This window comes from Nocardia sp. SYP-A9097 (assembly GCF_009649815.1).
Taxonomy (GTDB): Bacteria; Actinomycetota; Actinomycetes; order Mycobacteriales; family Mycobacteriaceae; genus Nocardia.
On the sequence record NZ_WJIC01000022.1, the window covers coordinates 1 to 21,319 of the forward strand.

Annotated in this window: 18 protein-coding genes; 12 read left to right on the forward strand and 6 right to left on the reverse strand. The window is 64.6% G+C overall.

Features of this window, described 5'->3' with window-relative positions:
* Window positions 1-1,563 (reverse strand): condensation domain-containing protein (locus tag GFY24_RS30785; protein ID WP_228566807.1); only part of this gene is annotated, 1,563 nt, incomplete at its 3' end.
* Between the two features lie 442 nt (window positions 1,564-2,005).
* On the opposite strand from GFY24_RS30785, the gene GFY24_RS30790 reads away from it, so the two are divergent.
* The 4 genes from GFY24_RS30790 to GFY24_RS30805 all read left to right on the forward strand — a co-directional run bounded on the left by GFY24_RS30790 (window position 2,006) and on the right by GFY24_RS30805 (window position 7,686).
* Window positions 2,006-3,637 carry a GMC oxidoreductase gene (locus GFY24_RS30790; protein ID WP_153808714.1) on the forward strand — a complete coding sequence of 544 codons (1,632 nt, stop codon included), beginning with the start codon at window positions 2,006-2,008 and terminating at the stop codon, window positions 3,635-3,637.
* A 109-nt stretch (window positions 3,638-3,746) separates the two neighbouring features.
* Window positions 3,747-4,616: an SDR family NAD(P)-dependent oxidoreductase gene (locus GFY24_RS30795; protein WP_309231541.1), complete on the forward strand. Its 870-nt coding sequence runs from the start codon at window positions 3,747-3,749 to the stop codon at window positions 4,614-4,616.
* A gap of 470 nt (window positions 4,617-5,086) precedes the next feature.
* Window positions 5,087-6,397 (forward strand): GH25 family lysozyme, encoded by a 1,311-nt coding sequence (locus GFY24_RS30800; RefSeq protein ID WP_153808629.1) that lies wholly within the window; start codon window positions 5,087-5,089, stop codon window positions 6,395-6,397.
* A gap of 380 nt (window positions 6,398-6,777) precedes the next feature.
* Window positions 6,778-7,686 carry a CPBP family intramembrane glutamic endopeptidase gene (locus GFY24_RS30805; RefSeq protein WP_153808630.1) on the forward strand — a complete coding sequence of 303 codons (909 nt, stop codon included), beginning with the start codon at window positions 6,778-6,780 and terminating at the stop codon, window positions 7,684-7,686.
* 4 nt (window positions 7,687-7,690) lie between these two features.
* Here GFY24_RS30805 and GFY24_RS43480 read toward each other — a convergent pair whose 3' ends face one another.
* On the reverse strand, window positions 7,691-8,665 hold the full coding sequence (locus GFY24_RS43480) for a pentapeptide repeat-containing protein (RefSeq protein WP_153808631.1): 975 nt from the start codon (window positions 8,663-8,665) through the stop codon (window positions 7,691-7,693).
* A gap of 308 nt (window positions 8,666-8,973) precedes the next feature.
* Between GFY24_RS43480 and GFY24_RS30815 the strand changes: the two genes are divergently transcribed.
* From GFY24_RS30815 to GFY24_RS30825, 3 genes are all read left to right on the forward strand, one after another.
* Window positions 8,974-10,521 carry a glycosyl transferase family 39 gene (locus GFY24_RS30815; RefSeq protein WP_194853084.1) on the forward strand — a complete coding sequence of 516 codons (1,548 nt, stop codon included), beginning with the start codon at window positions 8,974-8,976 and terminating at the stop codon, window positions 10,519-10,521.
* 156 nt (window positions 10,522-10,677) lie between these two features.
* Entirely contained in the window at window positions 10,678-12,135 is a 1,458-nt protein-coding gene (locus GFY24_RS30820) for an MFS transporter (RefSeq protein ID WP_153808633.1), read from the forward strand.
* The gene (locus GFY24_RS30825; RefSeq protein WP_153808634.1) at window positions 12,086-12,739 is read left to right on the forward strand and encodes a TetR/AcrR family transcriptional regulator; all 654 of its coding nucleotides are present in this window, start codon (window positions 12,086-12,088) and stop codon (window positions 12,737-12,739) included. Before GFY24_RS30820 ends, GFY24_RS30825 begins: the two co-directional genes overlap by 50 nt.
* Before the next feature lie 11 nt (window positions 12,740-12,750).
* Here GFY24_RS30825 and GFY24_RS30830 read toward each other — a convergent pair whose 3' ends face one another.
* Window positions 12,751-13,593, reverse strand: a complete 843-nt coding sequence (locus tag GFY24_RS30830) for a helix-turn-helix domain-containing protein (RefSeq protein WP_153808635.1) — start codon at window positions 13,591-13,593, stop codon at window positions 12,751-12,753.
* Window positions 13,594-13,729: 136 nt separating this feature from the next.
* Here GFY24_RS30830 and GFY24_RS30835 point away from each other — a divergent pair, with 136 nt between their 5' ends.
* The 5 genes from GFY24_RS30835 to GFY24_RS30855 all read left to right on the forward strand — a co-directional run bounded on the left by GFY24_RS30835 (window position 13,730) and on the right by GFY24_RS30855 (window position 18,680).
* Window positions 13,730-14,938: an acyl-CoA dehydrogenase family protein gene (locus tag GFY24_RS30835; protein WP_153808636.1), complete on the forward strand. Its 1,209-nt coding sequence runs from the start codon at window positions 13,730-13,732 to the stop codon at window positions 14,936-14,938.
* Window positions 14,935-15,957 carry a phosphotransferase family protein gene (locus GFY24_RS30840; RefSeq protein ID WP_228566808.1) on the forward strand — a complete coding sequence of 341 codons (1,023 nt, stop codon included), beginning with the start codon at window positions 14,935-14,937 and terminating at the stop codon, window positions 15,955-15,957. Before GFY24_RS30835 ends, GFY24_RS30840 begins: the two co-directional genes overlap by 4 nt.
* A 162-nt stretch (window positions 15,958-16,119) precedes the next feature.
* Window positions 16,120-16,689 carry a VOC family protein gene (locus tag GFY24_RS30845; RefSeq protein ID WP_153808637.1) on the forward strand — a complete coding sequence of 190 codons (570 nt, stop codon included), beginning with the start codon at window positions 16,120-16,122 and terminating at the stop codon, window positions 16,687-16,689.
* Complete coding sequence (locus tag GFY24_RS30850; RefSeq protein ID WP_153808638.1) at window positions 16,686-17,054, forward strand: nuclear transport factor 2 family protein; 369 nt, start codon at window positions 16,686-16,688, stop codon at window positions 17,052-17,054. Before GFY24_RS30845 ends, GFY24_RS30850 begins: the two co-directional genes overlap by 4 nt.
* Window positions 17,055-17,093: 39 nt before the next feature.
* On the forward strand, window positions 17,094-18,680 hold the full coding sequence (locus GFY24_RS30855; protein ID WP_228566809.1) for a long-chain fatty acid--CoA ligase: 1,587 nt from the start codon (window positions 17,094-17,096) through the stop codon (window positions 18,678-18,680).
* 63 nt (window positions 18,681-18,743) lie between these two features.
* Here the strand turns inward: GFY24_RS30855 and GFY24_RS30860 are convergent, their stop codons facing one another.
* The 3 genes from GFY24_RS30860 to GFY24_RS30870 are packed head-to-tail and all read right to left on the reverse strand — an operon-like array spanning window position 18,744 to window position 21,291.
* Entirely contained in the window at window positions 18,744-19,523 is a 780-nt protein-coding gene (locus tag GFY24_RS30860; protein ID WP_309231542.1) for an IclR family transcriptional regulator, read from the reverse strand.
* A 59-nt stretch (window positions 19,524-19,582) separates the two neighbouring features.
* On the reverse strand, window positions 19,583-20,713 hold the full coding sequence (locus GFY24_RS30865) for an alpha/beta hydrolase (RefSeq protein ID WP_153808641.1): 1,131 nt from the start codon (window positions 20,711-20,713) through the stop codon (window positions 19,583-19,585).
* On the reverse strand, window positions 20,710-21,291 hold the full coding sequence (locus GFY24_RS30870; RefSeq protein WP_309231543.1) for an NAD(P)H-dependent oxidoreductase: 582 nt from the start codon (window positions 21,289-21,291) through the stop codon (window positions 20,710-20,712). Before GFY24_RS30870 ends, GFY24_RS30865 begins: the two co-directional genes overlap by 4 nt.
* Window positions 21,292-21,319: the final 28 nt, after the last annotated feature.

Consider the following 21,319-nt stretch of genomic DNA (forward strand, 5'->3'; position numbering starts at 1 on the left):
ATGCTGCCGCGCAAACCCCTTCAACGCACCAACCAACCCGGCACGCAACGAATAACTCCCAGTGGCACCCCGATACGACATCACCACCGGCCGCGGCCTGTCACACGGCAGACGAAGCTCCACAGGAAGGTCCGCGAGCGTGGCCTGCCAGAACGCCAGGTTCTCGCGGCGGCTCCGGATCCGGGCGCCGTAGCGGACGCTGTCGGGGTGAACCTGCCCCAGATCGGTGCCCGGTGCGGCGGCGGCGAACGCGTCGAGAAACTCTACAAATCTGGTGTAATGCTCCGACAGTTCGGGGCCGGTGTAGAGGTCGGGATTGGCCATAAAGTGGAGGATCGTCCGCGGCGGCTCTCCGGTCTGATAAAGGTCGATCAGCAAATCCTCGACCGGCCCGGAGCTGAGGATATGGAATTCCCCGGTCAGCGACCCGAGCAGGATCTTCTGGGGGAAAAACATGACATTCACAATCGGGCCCGCGAAACGCCGCTGCCCGCCGTATCCGGTGGCGGCGCGAATGTCGGTGAGGCCAAACCGCTGGTGTCGCAACGTGCCCACCAGATCGGACTGCACCCGCCGCACCAGCGTCGCGACCGTGTCCGCCGAGCCGAGCGCGATCGGAAGCGGCGCGACGTTGACGAACACCCCCCCGGAGCGCCGCAGCTCGGCGGTGGTGCGACCCGACATCGGAATATTGACCAGGACCTCGTCCCGGCCGGTCATCCGGGCCAGATAGCATCCGAATGCGGCGATCACCACCGCAGCCGGGGACGCCTCCAACACTTCCGCGGAATGATCGATCCGGCCTACCGTCACCGTCGACAGTTCGGCGACTGCGACCACACTGTCTGCGCGTGGGGGCGCGTATCCGGGTGCCAGGCTGGACCCTTCCTCGACGTCGGCGAGTCTGTCCACCCAATATGCCTGGTCGTTGGCGAACCGCTTCGACTCCCGGTAGCTGCGGTCGGCCTCGTAGAGGGCGCTCAGCTCCGCCGCCCGGTTCGGCTCTGCTGCCCGGCCCTGCACCGCAGCCGTGTACAGCGCCGCGATCCGGTTCACTATCGTCATCCCGGCGTAGCCATCCAATGCGATGTGGTGGATCCTGCAGTACAACAGGTGATGTCGATCCCCGACCTGCACAATCGCCGCTGCAACCAACCGGTCCCGCGTCATATCCAACGGCGCAGTGTACTCATGGCGCATCCACTGCAAGCCCGCCGCGACGGGATCCGGTTCACCACGCATATCAATTACCGGCCCCAACGAATCCAACGATGGATCGAACAACTGATGCGGCTCACCGTCGACCTCTATCAGCCGCAGATACCACGACCGGAACTCGCGGCCGGCTTGAATCGCCTTCTCGCGCAGCAGATCGAGATCTATATCCCCACGGAACTCGACGTACTGCGCCTCACATATCGGCACGTCCGGGCTCAATTGCTGTGCCAGCCACAGCCCCCGCTGCCCCGCAGACAACGGCACCGGCCGAGTCACTGACCCGTCCGACTCGCCATCCCAATCCAATCCTCCATCGGGATGGATCTGCGGTCGCGGTGCGGTCATCACTTTCCTCCAGCCTCGACTATACCCAGCACAAGCCGACTGGTCTGTTCTTAAATAGTCGCGATCCGGACGGCGAAACAATCTCCAACCCAGAACCGCCGTACTGTTTACCGTTTGAGCAGGTCGGCGCAGCGCCTCCCCAGGTAGGGCCCATTTCATCACCGGACAGCCCGTGCCCGCGTTGGAGATATCGCCTGGTCAGCGTGAAGTTCTCAAGTCATTGGCTCGGTCGCAGTCCTTCTCGTCCGCGCACAACACGATCGCATTCTCGAGTCTCCAACCCACCCATATGATAGAGATTCGCTATGACGGAGTCCCGCTGTTGGCACGGCAGGCCGGTCCGGTCAAGGACGTTGGTGACCTGGGGCCGGGAAAGTAATATGCATGGTCGTTACGGGAGCCGGAGGTGATGGAGCGACGTTCAGATCAGGCGAGGGCACTCATGGACAGGCGCGGTTTCATCAAGGGTGCGGGCTTGGCCGCGACGACGCTGGGTATTGCGGGTGCAAGCACGGCCACGCCTGTGGCATGGGCAGACGACTACAGCCCGAGCCTGAAAGCGTCGATGTACCGCATGCTGGTGCCGGAGATCTTCGCGCCGCTGCCGGATCCGGCCGATCATGTGCCCGCGATCGTCATCGGATCGGGGTTCGGGGCGTCGATCACCGCGCTGCGCCTGGCGCAGTCCGGGACCCAAGTCGCGGTGCTGGAGCGCGGGTCGCGCTGGCCGAGTGATCCGTGGCGCGACATCTTCGCCACCGACACGATTCCGGATGGCCGCGGCTTCTGGCATCGCACCACCTTTACCGGCGTAAACAGGATCCCACTGCCTGTCGATCCGTTCGGCGGGGTCCTCGATGTTTCCAGTTACCGGGGCATCGACGTGTGGCGCGGTGCGTGTGTGGGCGGTGGCTCGGTAGTGTTCACCGGGGTGATGATCGAGCCGGAGCAGCGGTTCTTCGATCATGTGTTCCGCGGCGTGGTCGGCTACCGCGAGATGCATGACGTCTACTACCCCAAGGTCCGAAAGATGTTGCGGCCGAGCCTGATGCCGGACGACATCTATCACTCTTCCGCGTTCGCGCACTCGCGGGCCTGGGACGAGCAGGTCCGCGCGGCCGGCTATACGCCGCAGCGCATCGACGGCACATGGAATTGGAATATCATCCGCGACGAGCTGGCCTGGCGATCGAGGCCGTCGGCGACGGTCGGCTGTTCGAACCTCGGCAATTCCAATGGCGCGAAGTTCGATCTGAACCAGAACTACCTGCGCTATGCCGAGGCGACCCACCGTGCCCAGATCTACCCTGGACATCGCGTGGACGCCATCGCCAAGGAACCGGGAGCGTCGGGTCGCTATACCGTCGCCGTGACCAAACTCGCCCCGACCGGCGAGGTGCTCCGCACCCGGACGCTGACCTGCGACACGCTGTTCCTGGCTGCGGGCTCCATCGGCACCTCCGAGTTGTTGGTGCGCGCGCGGGCGACCGACGCGCTGCCGGACCTGAACGAGCACATCGGCGAAGGCTGGGGCAGCAACGGCGACGTCGCCTTGGCGCGGCCGCTCAGCACGCTCGAGATGGGCACACAGGGCACAGCGTCCGCGAGCCGGATTCTGGACGAGGAAGGCGCACCCGTGTCGCTGGAGAACTGGTTCATCCCCGGCACGACGCCCTACGACATCACCCTTCTCGGATCGCTGGGCATCGTGCTCGATGACACCCGCGGCCGGTTCGTCTACAACCCGACCAACGGGAGTGTGGACCTGCAGTGGCCACACGACGGCGCTGCCGGCTATCTCGCGCGAGCGCGGGAAGTCAACAACAAGGCCTGCAACTGCCAGCCCATCTCCCGACCAGCCTTGGATGCGGACGCCTCATTCACCTCCCATCCGTTGGGCGGCGCAGTGGTCGGACGCGCGACAGACCCCTACGGCCGGGTGTGTGGGTATCGAGGCCTGTACGTGATGGATGGAGCGGCTGTGCCCGGTAGCACCGGAACAGTGAACCCGTCGTTGACGATCAGCGCGCTGGCTGAGCGCAATATCGAACAGATCATTCATTCTGGGGGGTAGTCGACGAGCATGCTTTGATTACGCGGTAGCCTGCCCCGCCTCGGTCACCACGACACGTGAGTTCTCAGATGCGCCCGTATACAGATGCGCCCGTATACAGTCGAGCGCTGTGAACGAGACTCCGACCGAAAACAATGGACGTTCGCTCGCCAAACGGGTGGCGATTCGGCTACTGTACCCGACATTCCGGCCTACCAAGGAGTCATTACGGGCGGTCGTCGCCGACAGGGTGATATTGGTGACCGGGGCCTCGCACGGTATCGGCAAGGCCAGTGCACGGAAGCTGGCCGCGGCGGGGGCGGTGGTGCTGCTGGTGGCGCGTTCTCGTCCCGAACTGGAACAACTGGCTGCCGACATCAGCGCCGATGGCGGCACGGCCCACGCGTACACGACCGACCTGACCGACATGGATGCCGTCGACCTGCTCGGCCGGACGTTGCTGGCCGAGTACGGGCACATCGATGTCGTGATCAACAACGCGGGAAAGTCGATTCGGCGGCCCATCGCCGAGTCCTACGACCGCTTCCACGATTTCACCCGCACCATCGACATCAACTATCTCGGCCCGGTACGGCTGCTGCTCACTCTGTTGCCCGATATGCGTGCACGCAAGCAGGGGCATATTGTGAATGTCTCCAGTTGGGGAGTGCTCATGCCGCCGAGTCCGCGCTGGTCGGCCTACGGTGCCTCCAAAGCGGCCTTCGATGTCTGGCTGCGCAGCGTCGCCGTCGAAATAGCCGGCGACCACGTCACCACCACCTCGGTCTACATGCCACTGGTACACACCAGAATGAGCGCCCCCACCGACTTCGGCCATCTCCCCGGTCTGACCGTCGACGAAGCCTCCGATCTCATCTCGCACGCCGTGACCGCCAAACCCCGCGACATCGCCCCCTGGTGGGCAGTCCGGGTTCAAGCCTGGTCCGATCTCCACCGCAACCTGGTCCGGCGCTTCCTGGAACGTAGGTTCCACCACTGAACGGCGAGCAGCAGCGGCTGCACCAGCAGCCACAGCTCATCGGGCACCAGCCGCTTCGACAGCTCGTCGGTCACGGCCGAACATCATGCAGCACAACCCATCACGACACGCTGGAAACCAATTTCAACGACGTGAGACACGATCTAACCCCGACAGAACAGTAGAGCCGGTCTTCGGACCGGCTCTACTTGTATTTGGGTAGCTGTTGCTGGCGGCGACTGCGGACGAGTACACCTGACGGAACTTCGCGCGAACGCGAAGAAGGGCAGTAGCCAACTACTTGCTCCGGCACCTGGCATGCCTCGGATTTCGGCACGATTCCATCGAAATTGACGTAGCCGAGTACTCGATACGCCGCCGAATCACACTGCAAAACTCGAATTCTCACAGCATTTCGGCCTGCGTGAGCGCACGAAATCACCCCGATTTCCGCAGCCTTTCACACGATCATCCGCACCGAGGAGAGAGTCATGGCCATTCAACAGTTTCCGGGCGTCGTGCTCGGCCCACTGGGTAGAAGGATGGTGAAATTTCTCGAAACCTACCCGAGAGCCGACGAACTGCGGATCACCAGTGGCATGGACGGCGACCACGGACTCCAATCACATCACTACGGTCTGTCCTACGACGGCTCACCCACGGCGGCAATCGATATCGGCTGCGACCGCGACGACGTCAAGATGCGGGACTTCGCCAAATGGATGTACGACAACTACTGGAACTACACCGTCGAACTCATCCACTCCACGCCCTTCGCCGACGACGACGGCTTCTATGTCAAGAACCAACAGCAGTTCCCCGGCGGCGGCCCCTACGGCGGGCCCTCCGCTATCGGCCACTACGACCACATCCACTGGGCAACCTCGAGTGACCTGATGGCGCAGCTGGAACAACTCACCGGCGGATCCGCACCCACCCGAGTCCACCCCGAAGTCACTACGCCGACAGCCACCACCGGCGTCACCAACACGGCACCCGTCTGGGGATGGGACGCCTCCGACTTCGACTTCCGCCGCGGCCCCATGAATATGGTCGCCGCCCAACGCGACGGCATCTCGTTCTTCATCTACAAGACCAGCGAAGGCAGCGATTGGAAGTCCGAGCACTATCAGACCGTCCTCGAACGGGCTCGCGATGCCGGAATCCCGGTCCTCGGTAGCTACCACTTCCTGTGGCCCGGAGATATCGAGTCGCAGATCGAATTCTGGGTGCGCTGCGTCGACGAACAAACGCCGTGGTGGACAGACAAACCATGGATTTGGCAGATCGACGCCGAACAATCCCCCAATGCCCCACGCCCGCCGAGCGCCAATGAAGTCCTGCGAGCAGTGGAACTCACCGAACAGCACCTCGCCGACCGAGGAGTCCCCGGCTACGTCATCGGATACACCCCCTTCTGGCTGTACGGGAACACGCTCTCCGGCGACTACGACATCTGGGCCAGCAACTACAACGGATCCGGCGCACCCCGTCCCTTCAAAGAGCAATACCAGGGCGTCGGCGACCACGCCGTCGGCTGGAACGTCATGTCCGGACGCAAACCCCACATCCTGCAATTCGCCTCCGACGGCGTCGTCGGCAACCAACACACCTGCTGCGTCGACAAATTCGACGGCGACCTCTACGACCTCATCCGCAAATGCGGACGCGAACCCCAGCAAGCCGCCGGCACCACCCGTGCAATGCCGGTGGCACTCCCCCGACCGGTCGAACGGCGCCGACCGGTTACCCCACCCATCCTGGTTCCAGAGCCCGACCTGGCCCAGGCCCTCAACCGGTAGCCTGGATCGCTACACAGGGCGGCAGCCTGCGGCGATCGCCGCAGGCTGCCCCGTTACCAGCGGCCGCAATCCTTGCCCGCCGGTCTACACGCTTATCGGAATTCGACCTGGTCACGGTTGTGTCAATGGTGCGAGTGATCTCGCCTGAAGGCACTGTCGCACAACGATCATCGGGCTCAACCAGTTGCGCGCCGAAGGCTTGTCCGCATTGAATGCCGTTGCCGCCCAATTTCATTGGGCCGATCCGAGCCGCTCGCCGTATCGCGGGCTTGGAGTTCGACTGTCCCGGGGGAGCCATCGCGCCGGATACCCTTGTACGACAGGGGATCAGTACTCCAGGGTGATCCGCGGGCGGATATCTACCGGGCAGGCTGATTCCCGTGAGCCCCAACGATATGGACAACATTCCGCCCGACGCCCGCGAAGTGCGGCCACCGAATACCGCGCGGGCTTGGGCCGCTCTCGGCGTCTACGTCGTGGCTACCCTTACCGCCTCGGTTGTTCTACTTGCGGTCCAGCCTCATTCGGGCATCGACCCCGCGGCGCTGTCGCTGGTCCAGTTCGGCCCGGCACTGGGCGCGCTGACAACGTGGCTGATGTTCGGGAAGACCATTCGCCGACTCCGGCCGGCCGCGATTTCCTCCCGGCGAGTAGGCGCCCGTGTCCTGGCAATGGTCGCAGCGTGCGTGGTTTTCTGGCTGTTGATCACACTGGCAGCCCTCGCGTCGGGCACCGCCCTGGTCGGCCCCACGGCAGTCGGGGGTCTACCTTTCGCGGTGTTCGTGCTGCTCCAGCTCATCGGTGCGACCGGTGAGGAGATCGGTTGGCGAGGGCTGATGCAGCCGATACTCGAATCTCGAATGGCCAGGTTCGCGGCGATCTCGGTGACCGGGGCGACGTGGGCACTGTGGCATGTCCAAGCATTCGTAGCGGGTCCGGTAACCGCGGTCTGCTTCTTCATCTCGGTGATGGCGTTCGCCATCGTGCTCGGATACCTGGGCGACGGAGGTTTCCGCCAGCGTGTGCTGATCGCGTCGATCGGGCACTGGTTGATCAATATCGCGTGGTATCTACTGGCCGGCGAAAACACCTTGGATCGGCCACAGATCGTGTTCGCCGCAGTTGCCGCTGCGCTCATCGCTGCGGGCGTGCCGGCCTCGGCTTACCTGACGGCAGCATTGGAAATCGCCAGCACCCCAACGACTCTCGAAAGCCCTACGAGCGGTAGCGGCAACACATCGACCCAATACGCAACCGAGCCGGAACAACCGCTGGACGAGTCTCACTGACCATTCAAGGAAGGTGCAAAGGAGCGGTCGCCCAGTTGAGTTTCGCGTAATCGACCTTCGCACCGGTCAGGTCGGCGTCGATGAGGTCCGCGCCGGTGAGGTCCGAATACGAGAGTCTCGTGTGGACGAGATTTGCATCGTTGAGCTTCGCGTCGATGAGTTTTGCGCCGGTCAGGTCCGAACCGACCAGGTAGGCGCCGCTGAGGTCGGCGGCTGAGAGGACGGCGTTCTTCAGAATCGTGTCGCTGAGGACAGCATCAGTGAGCTTTGCGCCGGAAAGGGTTGCGCCGGTGAGGTTCGCGTTTGTAAGAACTGCACCTGTGAGATCCGCACCAGTGAGGTCGGCACCGGTGAGGTTCGCGCTGGTCAGGTCCGCATCGGTCAGGTCAGCACCTGATAGGTCGGCTCTGATCAAGGATGAACCGCCGAGCTTGGAGCCGGAGAGTACGGCCCGCGCGAGTATCGAATCTGAGAGATTCGTGGACCAGACGAGGATGATCTTGCCGAGGTCCATATCCGAGAAGTTCACCTTCCCGAGATCGAAGGCGTAGCCGCGCCACTGATCCCGGTGGCGGCGGAATACTTCGAAAATCGCTCTGCGGACCTCGAGATCGCGGGGAATTGCTCCGTCAGCGTCATCCAGAACTGGACCACGCAAATAGGCGCACAGCAGGTCCATGCATACCTGGGTATCTATCGATCTGCCATCGCTGCTGGACGGGTCGTTATGCCAATCGTCGGCCAGCGCGGCGAGCGCGTAGACACCGGCTTGCCTGATCGCGGGTTTATCGTGCGCGAGTTGTTCGGCGCACGTGGTGTAGCGTTCGCGCAGGGCCCGATCCCGATCGAGTTTATGAGTCTGAACAAAGTGTTTCCCGCTCTGGCGGCGGGTCAGTAGCACACCGGTGAGAGCGATGAGGGCAACGATTACGGCCAGTACACCTGTGGTTACGGTTGCCACTGGTTGGGTGAGAATCACGCGCGCCTGAACCCCCGGAAGTATTGAAGACCGTGTCGTCGGGCTTCGATTCAAGAGCGATCGTGCCACCGATGGGCCTGTCGATCGACCCGATTGAGAGCTGGTCGAGCCTCGCCGAGCACTGCGAGAAACGATCGTTCACCTGCAGGAAAAGTGAAATGATGCTATTTAATAAAGCTGTTGGACACTGCGTCCCGCGTCGTGGTTGAAGGCCGCCACCGGCTATAGCCATGCCACGCAGACCGGCTGACGGGCCCGGCCCCAACCAGTCGGCCGGGTATCGCGGTGGCGGAACTATCGGAGAAGCTATGACGCTGACGCACACCGCAGAGACTGAATCGATCGCCGCGCCGGCTCGCTTCGCATGGCGAGGGGTCGTGCTGATCTCCGGCTTGATGGCGCTTGTCTTGTCCGTCTCCGCGGCGCGGTTCCAGTTCGCGGGCGATGAGTTGTACTACCTCGCATGTGGTCGGCGGCTGGCGGTCAGTTATGTCGATAATGGGCCGGTGGTGCCGCTGATCGCGCGGCTGTGTGACCTGATCGCGCCTGGATCGGTGATCGTGTTGCGGATTCCCGGGTTGCTGCTGTTGATCTTGGTGTCGGTTCTTGCGGCTGCCGTGGCCTTCGAATGCGGTGCGCGGCCGCGTTATCAGTTGCTCGCGGCGGCGGCGTACGGCGCCTCGCCGCTTGTGCTCGGTTTTACTGTATTGACCAGCGTCGCATTCGATTTGGCGTTGCAGGGGTTGATCTGCTGGCTGCTGGTCCGCTGGGTGCGTATCCGACAAGACCGGTTGTTGGTCGCCGTGGGTGTGACCGCGGCGGTCGATGTGCAGGACAAATGGCTGGTGTTGATGCTGGCGGCTTGTATCGGGCTCGGCGTTCTCGCCGTCGGACCGCGAGAGATGTTGCGGCGCACAGCATTGTGGGTGGGTCTGCTGATCTTCGCGGCGGCCATGATCCCGGCCCTGCTGTGGCAGGCATCCCACCGGTGGCCGCAGTTGGCGACCAATAGTGCTATTGCCCGGGAGACGGCACAAAACGGCGGGCAGTGGGGCACCGTCGCGGCGATCTTGATGATCAGCGGATTCCTCGGTGGCGGGCTGGGCGCGCTGGGTCTGTATGGATTGGTGCGTTCGCCGCGGTTGCGGCCATATCGGTTCCTGTTGATCGCGGCTGTGCTGATGGTGGTTCTGGTGGTCGTGGGGCATGGCCGGGCCTACTACGTTGCCGGGATCATTCCCGCGCTTTTCGGTGCCGGCGCATCGACTCTGTCCGGACTTCTCGACACCGCTGGGAAACGTCCGCTGCGGTGGACGTTCACCACTCTCACCGTCCTCTCGGCCGCGCTGACCGCATTCTTTGCACTGCTCCCCTACCCGCGCAGCTGGATCGTCGAACCACATGACGGTCCCCTGGGGTCTTTGCAGCACTACGGCAACGACGGCTGGGCGGACTTGGCCGACGCGGTGCACACGGCGGCGATCGGCCTGCCGCCCGCCGAACAGGCCGGTGCCGTTGTCGTCACCGCTGCTTATAACCAAGCGGGTGCACTCGACCAATATGGTCGGTCCCAATGGATCCCGCCGGTGTACAGCCCGCACCGCGGCTTCGCCGAATTCGGCCCACCACCGGATTCGGCCCAGACCATCCTGTACGTCGGATTCAACGGCGGTAGTGAACAACAAGCCTTCCTGGCCGAATTCGCTCACACCACTCCGGCACTGCGACTGGACAACGAACTCGGCATAGGCGGACAGAACCACCAACTGACGATTTGGATCTGTCGCGATCCACTGATTCCCATGTCCGTCGCCTGGCCGAAGTTGATCTACATGGTCGCCCCGCCGACTCCCTGAGCACCACGAACCAGGCCGCGCTGGACGAGCCCGCGCGGCCCGAAGTGCACCCACACTTTCGCGGAGCGTAGCGCTCAGCTATGTTCATGCCGGAGCGGAGCGCTCCGCTCGATTCATTCGGTGCAGCGTCGCACCACCAAACCGAAAGGAATCCCGGTGGATAAAGCTGCCCGTACGCGCCACCCGAATGTGGTGCTAGCCGCACTGCTGATCGCGGTCGGCGCGTACACGCTCATGCAGACGATGATCATTCCCACGCTCCCGATACTCGGTGCGAAACTCGGTACCGATCGGTCCACCACCGCGTGGCTGGTCACGGCGTTCATGCTCGGCGCGGCGGTGTCCACGCCGGTGCTGGGCGGTCTCGGCGACCGGTATGGGCACAAACGTGTTCTGCTCGCGGTGCTCGGGGTGTTCCTGATCGGAACCCTGGGTGCGGCTGCGACGCAGGACATTTGGACGCTGATCGCCTTGCGGGCCGTCGAAGGCGCGAGTATGGCGACGCTGCCGCTGGCATTCGCGATCATTCCACGGACCATGCCACCGACGCGGATACCGGCGGCGTTCGGATTGACCGCCGCCATGCTCGGCGCCGGCTCCGGTCTGGGTCTGGTCGCGGGTGGTCTCATTATCGAACATGCTTCGTGGCGTTGGACTTTCGGTGCGGAGGCGATCATCATCGTGGTCGCGATCGCGATGGTCGCGGCGTTCGTCCCGGAGAGCACTCCGCAGCTGGCGAAACGGATCGATCTCGCCGGAGCCGTGCTGCTCGGTGGTGCGGTGGTCGCCTTGCTGGTCGCGTTGACCGAGGGTCCGCGCTGGGGTTGGACGTCCTGGGGCGTCGCGGCTTTGTTCCTCCTGGCCATCGTGCTGTTCGCGCTATTGACGGTGGTCGAGGCCAAGGTTCGTGACCCCTTGGTCGATCTGAAGCTGCTGACGCATCTGCCGATGCTGATCACGAACGTGGCCGCGCTGCTGATCGGTGTGGTGCCGTTCTTCTTCTATGTGCTGCTCCCCCAACTACTTCAGACCCCAAGCGGTCTCGCCGACTACGGCCACGGCCTGTCGGTGCTGCAGGCGGGTCTGGCATTGCTGCCCGGCTCGATCCTGGTGATGGTCGGCGGCCGGACCGCGCCCTGGCTGCGCGGACACCTCGGCGCGCGGGCACCGCTGGTCGCCGCGATGGCCCTGATGGCCGCCGGTGCGGCACTGACCGCGATCTGGCATGCGAATACCACCGAGGTCGTGGTGTGGTTCTGCGTTCTGGGCCTGGGAGCCGGGTACGGCTATGCCGCCCTGGCCGAACTGGTCGCCGCGATCGTGCCGCATGACGAGCTGGCCGCCGCGAACGGTCTCAACACCACCGTGCGCACCATCGGTAGCGCGGTGGGTGGTCAGTTGTCGATCGTGCTGTTGCAGAACAGCACCGGTGCGCACGGTCTGCCGGCCGAACACGGCTACACCTCCGCCTTCTGGCTGGCCGCCGTGCTCGCCGCGATCGGTATCGTGCTTGCCGGGGCGTTGCGCGTGCACCCCTACAGCCGAGGTGAAAGAGATACCGCCCATGCTCCCGAACAGCAGCTCGTCTCCGACCGGTCGGCAGCGCTCGGCTGAGCGCAATGACTCCCTGGTCCTGCGGGCGGCCAGGGATGCCTTCGCCGAGCTCGGCTGGAACGCTCCGGTATCGGAGATCGCCCGCCGCGCCGGTGTCGGTATGGGCAGTCTCTATCGCCGGTATGGCAGCAAAGACCAACTCGCGCAAGCGATTCGGGTCGCGGGCACCGAAAAGGCCGCGGCCGAGGCGCAGGCCGCTGTCACCGCCGAACCCGACGATGCCTGGCGCGCGCTGGTGCGTTTCCTGCGCGCGATGACCGCCGCCAGTAGCGGTTCGGCGCTGTCCATGCTCGGTGGCCGGCTACCGTCCACCCCCGAACTCGATACCGCCAGCGCGGAATTGTTCGACATCCTCGACGATCTCACCGCCCGTGCTCGCGCCGACGGCAGTCTGCGCGCGGACATCCACCCGGCGGACCTGATGCTGATCCTGGAGACCGTCAACACCAGATTCCCCACCGAGGCCGAACGCGCGCGCGAGCTCCGGCTCCGCTACCTCGACCTCATCCTGATCGGCCTGCACGCCACCGCAACCGAGTACGACCTCACCGGGACACCGCCCGGCTGGGACGAAATCCGTGCCTTGTGGAATGCGGAATCGTGACTGCCGAGCGGCTATTTCCGGAGTAGATCGAGCGCGAAATCCGAATACTCGCGCGCGATCTGCTCGGGCGTGTACGGCCCGTCGATATGGAACCACTGCGCCAGGGAAGTACACATGGTCACGATCGCCCGGCCCGCTATGTGCGGGTGCTCGGTATGCAGGTGCCCGTCGGCGACCGCGGCGGCTATCTCCTCGTCGAGCGCGTACTGAAGTGCGTTACGGGAAGCCGTGATTCGACGCCGGTTGTCGCCGGTGAGACTGCGCATCTCACTCGCGCCGATGAAGGCCAGATCCCGTCGGTGGGTGTGGTAGAGCGCGAGCGCCTCCACCACCAGTCCTACGCGCGCGATGCCCGTATCGCCTTCGGCGCGTGCGGCTTTCACGCGCCAATGCAGTTCGTTCATGATGAGGTCGAGGATTCGGACAAGCAGGTCTTGTTTGCTTCGGTAACGCTGATAGACGCCGGGGACGCTGGTGCCCGCCCGGTGTGCCAGCGATCGCATGGTGGCGCCGTGGTATCCGGTCTCGACGAACGCCTCGATCGCGGCCCGCAGTATGGGATCGATTGCCACCGGTAGGAATTCACGCCACTTCAGCTCGCCTACCGGACGCGGTGCTCCCCCGCGTGGCTCGGGGCCGCGGGCCGATTCCTCGTTGCCGTCGAGTAATTCGCGCGCGTCCACCTCGAGCGCGGCGGCGACCGCGCGCAGGCGCTCCACCGTGATGCCCGTCGCCCCGCTCTCGATGGCGCTGATGGTAGCGGGGCTCAGGCACAGCCGCCGGGCCAGCTCGCGCTGTGAAACGCCGGCCGCGCGGCGGGCCGAGCGAATCGTCTGGTGGGTCTGCGGCGGCATCGATGTACTCCGATTCAAATGTTCAGTAATCCTGAATTCTTTGACCATCTGATCCTGATGATGCCAGCCTAGCCAACTATCCGGTGCGAACGATCGTTCAGGCGATCGCGTCGCCGCCATCTACCGAGGAGCTTGGATGCCGATCGACCTGTCCTATTCGCCCGAGACGCTGGGCCTGGCCGACAAGGTCGGGGACTTCATTCGCGAGGTCGTCCTTCCGATCGAGGACGAACACATCGGCGATATCGCGGCCGCCGGTGGCGACGCACTGCGGATCGAGTTGCAGGCCCTGGCCAAGAAGGCCGGGGTATTCGCCCCGCACGCTCCCGTGGAGTACGGCGGCCTGGCCTTGAACATGTCCGACCGCGCACCGGTTTTCGAGGCGGCCGGATACTCGCTGTTCGGTCCCACCGCCCTGAATATCGCCGCACCGGACGAGGGCAATGTGCACTTGCTCGCGCACGTCGCGGATCCGGAGCAGAAGCAGCGATTCCTGGAGCCGCTCGCGCGCGGAGATGTCCGGTCCGCGTTCGCGATGACCGAGCCCGCACCGGGCGCGGGCTCGGACCCCTCGGCGCTCACGACCCGGGCCGAGCGGGTCGCCGGTGGCTGGCGGATCAACGGGCACAAGTGGTTCATCACAGGCGCGGACGGCGCGGCCTTCTTCATCATCTTCGCGCGCACCTCCGGGGAACCGGGTCAGCGCGGCGGAGCCACCATGTTTCTCTCCCCCGCCGACGCACCGGGTCTTACGGTCGGCCGCCATATCAGCACACTGGATCGGTCCATGCTCGGTGGACACTGCGAGGTGTTCTTCGAGGACGTGTTCGTGCCCGACTCCGGAGTGCTCGGCGAGATCGACCGGGGCTTCGAGTACGTGCAGGTTCGGCTCGGCCCGGCCCGTATGACGCATGTGATGCGCTGGCTCGGCGCCGCACGCCGAGGGCATGACATCGCGGTCGCCCATGTCGCACAGCGGGAGAGCTTCAGTTCGCGGCTCGGCGATCTCGGCATGATCCAGAAGATGGTGGCGGACAATGAAATCGACATCGCCGCGACCCGGGCACTGCTGGTCCGGGCGTGCTGGGAACTGGATCGTGGTGAGCCCGCGTCGAATTCGACCTCCATCGCGAAAACCTTTGCCGCCGAAGCCATCTTCCGGATCGTGGATCGCAGCGCCCAGATGTGCGGTGGACTCGGTGTCTCCGATGATCTTCCACTGGCGCGGCTGGCCCGCGAGGTGCGACCGTTCCGGATATATGACGGGCCGTCCGAGGTGCACCGCTGGGCCATTGCGAAACGCGTGGTCGGTGCCGCCAAGCGCGCCGCCCGGGAGTCCGAATGATATTGCCCGGCATGGATATCGCCGCCCTGCGCGGATATCTGATCGGTGCCGGAATCCCGGTTCGGGGTGAACTCCGGGTCGAGTTGATCAGTGGCGGTCGCTCGAACCTGACCTTCAAGGCCGCCGACGACATATCCACCTGGGTGGTGCGGCGACCGCCGACCAGCGGACTCACCCCCTCCGCACACGATATGGCCCGCGAATACACCGTCACCAGCAGGCTGCACGGCACGGCGGTCCCGGTCGCGAAGACCGTGGCATTCGATGCCGAGGGTGTCGCAGTGGGAGCGCCGGTGACCGTCGTCGAGTACGTCGACGGCACGGTGATCCGGGATCAGTCCGACTTGGCCGCGCTGAGCGACGCCCAGATCGCCTCCAGCGCAGCGGGATTGGTCGAGACGCTGGCGGGCTTGCACGCCGTCGACTACCGGGCGGTGGGCTTGGAGAATTTCGGCCGCCCGGATGGATTCGTCGCCCGCCAGGTCGCGCTCTGGGCCGGACAGTGGGAGCGGGTCAAGACCCGCGAACTCGCCGATGTGGCCACCCTGCGCGCGGCGATCGAGCAGGCGATACCCGCGGCCTCGGACGCGTCGATCATTCACGGCGACTTCCGCATCGACAACACCATTCTCGACCCGGCCCGGCCGGAAAGCGTTCGCGCCGTGGTCGATTGGGAGATGTCGACGCTCGGCGACCCGTTGACCGATATCGCGCTGATGTGCGTCTATCGCTCGCCGATATTCGATCTGGTGCTGGGCAGCGATGCGGCCTGGACCAGTCCACGACTGCCCACCGCCGATGAACTGGCGCAACAGTATTGCCTCCGCTCCGGTCGCGATCTCGGGGACTGGAGCTTCTACCTCGCACTGGCCAATTTCAAGCTCGGGGTCATCGGCGAGGGCATCACCCACCGTGCGCTGCGCGGTTCGGACGCGGGCGGTGGCGCGTTGCGCGCGGCGGAGGCAACCCCGGAGTTCATGGCTGCCGGACTGCGCGCGATAGGGCACAGAGCCACCTGATTTTTGAAGAAATTGTCTCTGGACAACAGAATACGGTTCTGGAAGACTCTGATTTGTACGGCTGGTTCGCGACGGGATCGCAGCCCTCGTGGTTCACGATCGCCTGGCACGGACGCCGTGCGGCCCGGTGCCCCATGGGGGCCCGCCTGCGAGGAGAGAAAATTGAGCAATACGGAATTCGAACTCGGTGGAGTTTGCCATCTGGCGGTGGTGTGTGAGGACATGGAGCGCACCGTCGACTTCTACACCAATACCCTGGGCATGAAACTCGCCAAGACCGTTGCGATTCCGGGTGGTCAGCACTTCTTCTTCGATATGGGCGGCGGCCAATACATCGCGTTCTTCTGGTTCCAGGACGCTCCGCCGCGAAGTCCCGGCATCGCCTCGCCGGCCGATGTGCCGGGTATCGGCCGCGATATCGCCACCGCACACGGGTCGATGAATCACGTGTCGTTCAAGGTCCCGGCCGAAAAAATCGAGGAGTACAAGGCCAAGCTCGAAGCCAAGGGCGTGCGCACCGGTCCGATCCTGAATCACGACGACAGCGAGCGCGGCATCTCCCCCGAAGTCAACGAGGGCACCTACGTCCGCTCGGTCTACTTCTTCGACCCGGACGGCATCCTGCTCGAATTCGCCGCCTGGACAAGGGAATTGCGCCCGGACGATGTCGCGCATCTGCCGTTCGACAAGTTCGGCGTCCCCGCGCAGGCCGACCAGGGATCCACGCGATGAGCGATATGCTCGATTTCGCCGATCGGTTCTTCGGAGCGGTGTCGAGCGGCGATATCGAGACCGTGCGCGGTATCTATCGCGATGATGTGCAGGTCTGGCACAACTGGGATGACCGAGTCCAGGACAAGGAGGAGAATCTCTCCGTCCTGGCCTCGATTCCGCAGCGGTACGACAGTTTCGAATACCTCGATGTTCGCCGCACGCCGCTGACCGACGGGTTCCTGCGGCAGCACACCATCGCGGCCAGCCGGAATGGCAAAAGCGCCCGGGTCCCCGCGATTCTGCGCGTATATGTGGACGGCGGCCGGGTATATCGCATCGAGGAGTACTTCGATCGCGGTCAACTGGAATCGGCCCTGGCCTGAATTCCGCCGAATACGAATGGAATAACTATGCAGAGCTCGATGTCGGATACGCCGCTGCTGGTGTCGGAAATATTCAGCAGCGGACTGTCCCGATTTCCCGACAGCAAGGTGTACGAATACCGGGGAGATCGCCCGACATCGGAGCGCACATTCGCCGAGACGGCGGATGAGTTCGCACGCTTGGCCGCGGCACTGACATCGCTGGGTGTCGAGCGTGACGACCTGGTCGCGAGCTTCTGCTGGAATACCGGCGAGCATTTGGCCGCGTACTTCGCGGTGCCGTCGATGGGCGCGGTGCTGCATACCTTGAATCTGCGCCTGCACGATGATCAATTGCGGTACATCGTGAATCACGCGCGAGACCGGGTGATCATCACCTCGGCCGATCTGGTGCCCACGCTGGAACGGATCATCGGCGAGCTGCCGACGGTCGAACACATCATCGTCAAGGGCGGTGGTGCGATGCGTACACCGGATTCGGTCGCGGTCCACGACTATGACGAACTCCTGGCCGCACAAGAGCCGGCGTTCGCGTGGCCGGTGCTCGACGAACGCGCGGCGGCGATCCTGTGCTACACCTCCGGAACCACCGGTAATCCGAAAGGTGTTGCGTACAGCCATCGTTCGATCTACCTGCACACGCTGATGCTGTGCTCGGCCAGTGCGATGGGCTTCACCGAGTACGACCGGTTGCTGCCGATCGTTCCGATGTTCCACGCCAACGCATGGGGCTGGCCGCATGCCGCCTGGCTTGCGGGGTCGGGGATCATCCTGAACGGCCGCTTCCTGTCGGCGCCGGATATTTCGACGATGATCGCCACGCTGGAACCGACGTGCGCGGCGGCCGTGCCAACCATCTGGACCTCCGTCGCCGAGCATGCCGCCGTCTCCGGGGATCGGCTGACGAGTCTGCGCCACGCCATTGTCGGCGGTTCGACCCTGTCCCGGTCGCTGGCGAAGAGAATGCGAAACCTGCACGGCGTCAGGCTTACTCAGGGCTGGGGTATGACCGAGACCAGTCCCCTGCTCACTATCTCCGAACCACCACGCGACTGCGCCGAGGACGCCGCACTGGACTTCGTCATCCGCAGCGGTCGCCTGATTCCGGGCGTGTTCGCCCGGGTGGTGGACGAGGAGGGACGCGAGCTGCCACGGGACGGCGTCACGATCGGTGAGCTCGAGGTGCGCGGGGTGACCGTCGCGGGTTCCTACTTCCGCGCGGACGCCGATGCCGCGGCGAAGTTCCGTGATGGCTGGCTGCGCACCGGCGATGCCGGGGTGATCGACCGGAACGGCTGGGTCGAGGTGCGCGACCGGTTCAAGGATGGAATCAAGAGCGGCGGGGAGTGGATCTCCTCGGTCGAGTTGGAGAATCGCCTGCTCGAGCACCCCGAGGTCAGGGAGGTCGCGGTTATCGGTGTCCCGGACCCCAAATGGGAGGAGCGCCCGCTCGCGATTGTCGTGCTGGAAACGGATGGCAGCGCGTCGGCGGAGGATCTGCGCGGCTACCTCTCCGATGCTGTCGCACGCTGGGCCATTCCCGATCGCTGGGAGTTCATCGGCGAATTGCCCAAGACCTCGGTCGGCAAGATCGACAAGAAATCACTGCGGGCGACGTACGCCTGAGTGGCACAAAGCAATTCGCCGCATCGCGAGTACGCGATGCGGCGAATTGTTCATGTGGAGACCTCAGATGAAGAACTCGGAAACCTCCGAGGCCACCTTCAATAGTTCGTCGGCGATCTCGGCCCGGGTCTGCTCGGTCATGCGGCCCACGGGGCTGGAGACATTGAGTGCATAACGGGCGGCACTGTATTCGCCCAGCGGAACCGCGACCGAGGCGACGCCCTCCTCGCTCTCCTCGGCGCTGGTCGCGAAGCCGACCTTGCGGATCTCCTTGATCTGGCGCATCAGTTCCGATCGTTTGGTGATCGAATGTGTGGTCAGCGCAGGAAGATTCGCGTCCGGGTAGAGGTGCCGCAGCGAGTCCTCGTTCACCATCGACAGCAGCGCCTTGCCCGAAGAGGTGCAGTGCGCCGGCATGACCCGGCCCAGCCGGGCGCCGACCCGCACCGCGCGCTGGCTCTCCACCGAATCGACGAAGGTGACATTGTTGCCGTCGAGCCGGGCGAGGTGCACCGTCTCCCCCAGCGTGGCCGAGAGCCTTTCCAGCACCGGATGCAGGCGTGCCCGGATATCGACCTGCCGCAGGATGGAGAACGCGATCGTGGTGAGCGCCGGCCCGGGCTCATAGGCCCGGGATCCGGCGGCCTGCCGGACGAAGCCGCGATACTGCAGCATGGCGAGCAGTCGGTGGGCCGTCGAGGACGCCACCGACAGATACTCACTGACCTCGGTGAGCCGGATACTGCGATTCTCGCCCAGCAGCAGCAGAATTCGCAGTGCGTTGTCGACGGACTCGATCGGGTATTGCGGCTTGATCGGTTCGTCGTCGTCCCTGGCTTTCACCCCCACAGGGTAGCGGTTACCGGCGTGGACTCCCGGCAGGCGAATCGCCATGCGCGGTGTTATTCATCCCGGACGGGAAAGCGTGCCGCCACCCAGTCCGCGATGACATCGGCGACGGCGTCGCGAGCACCCTCGGGTCGCAGGAAGTAGTGGTCGCCTGGCAGGTCCGCGCGTGTCTTGTCCGTGCTCGGGATGGCGTCGAAGATCCGGTCCGCGTCGCTCGGGAAGACGCCCTCGTCACCGTCGGGATTCATCACCAGGGTCGGCACGGTGAGCTTGGCCAGGTGTGGTTCGGCCCGGCACTGCGATTCCTCGAGGCTCCACATATTGAGCCAATTGCGCAGTGTCACTTCACCGCCGATACCGCGATCGCCGTAATTGGTCGCCTTGGTCGGGCCCCGGTAGCACATGCCCGGCGGCCGTTCGGTGGGTTCGAGCGATGCGTCGACCATGCGCGGGTCGGCCCAGGTGCGCGCCACGGTGAAGTGGCGGTCGAAGTAGCCGCGCGAGGTGACTCGCTCCAGTTCGACCTTGGCCCACACCGTGATTCGGTGATTACGCGCGACCTGCGCGGCGCGATAGCGCTCCAGGAATTCGGGCGAGAACGGCGGACCGTGTTGCGGGTTGAACAGATCGAGTTCCGGATCGGTGAGCGTCGGATCGTTCTCGTCGATCACGGCGGGGTCCATCCAGGCGGTGAGTACGTCCGGCCGACCCAGATGCGCGGCGAGGGAGACATAGCCGTCGCCCGGAACCAGGTCGTCGATGCCGGGCGCGGGCTCCATGTCACGCGCGGGCCGCACACACGGTTCGACGGCTTGAGAGTGGTAGGCCGCCATCAATGACCCGCCGCCCGAATTGCCGAGCAGGATCACATGTTCCACCCCCTGCTCGCGCAGCCATCGCACGCCGACGCCGATATCGACCAGCGCCTGATCGAGGTTGAACAGCCATTCGTAGCCGCGGTACCGGGTGTTCCAGCCGAGGAATCCGATGCCCCGGGCGGCCATGTACTCGGCGAGATAGTGCTCGGAGAAGTCGATCTGATAGTGCGCGGCGATCATTGCCACGCGGGGTCGTGTGCCCTCGGCGACGTGATAGATCCCCTGGCAGGGATGGCCGCCCGCGCCGGCGCGCCGTGCGCCCGGAGATTCGAGGCCGATGAAGGTCTTACTGATCGCGGGTTTCATGAATGCTGTACCACCTCGGGTTCGGCGAGTCGGGTGTAGTTCCGCAGTTCCTCCCACAGCCGCTCGATCAGATCGACGGTAGCCGGATCGGTGAGCCGGCCGTCGGCGTCGAAACGCTCGTGGGCGAAGCTCAGCAGGACTTCCGGACCGGGAATCACCGCTGACTGCGTGAATATGAAGGTGTGCCGGAGTTCGAACTGGCTGCGCGCGGTGCCCAGTCGGCCGGGCGTGGCGCCCACCAGCGCGACCGGTTTGCGGTGTAGCGCGGAGCTGCCGCGCGGCAGGGACAACCAGTCGAGGGCGTTCTTGAGGACGCCGGGCACGCCGCCGTTGTATTCGGGGGTTGCGATCATCAGCGCGTCGGCGGCGGCCACCGCGGCGCGCAGGGCCGCGACGCCCGCGGGTTCGTCGCCGAGCAGATCCTCGTTGAACAGCGGCACCTGGTCGAGGCCCTCGAAGATCCGGAGCTCGATATTGCCGGGTGCGTGATCGCCCATGGCCCGCAACAACTTTCGATTCCAGGAGGCCTGGCGCAAGCTGCCGGAGAGGCCGCAGACGATGGTACGGGGGCGGATCACGGGGTTCCCTTCGCGCCGATCCGGCGAC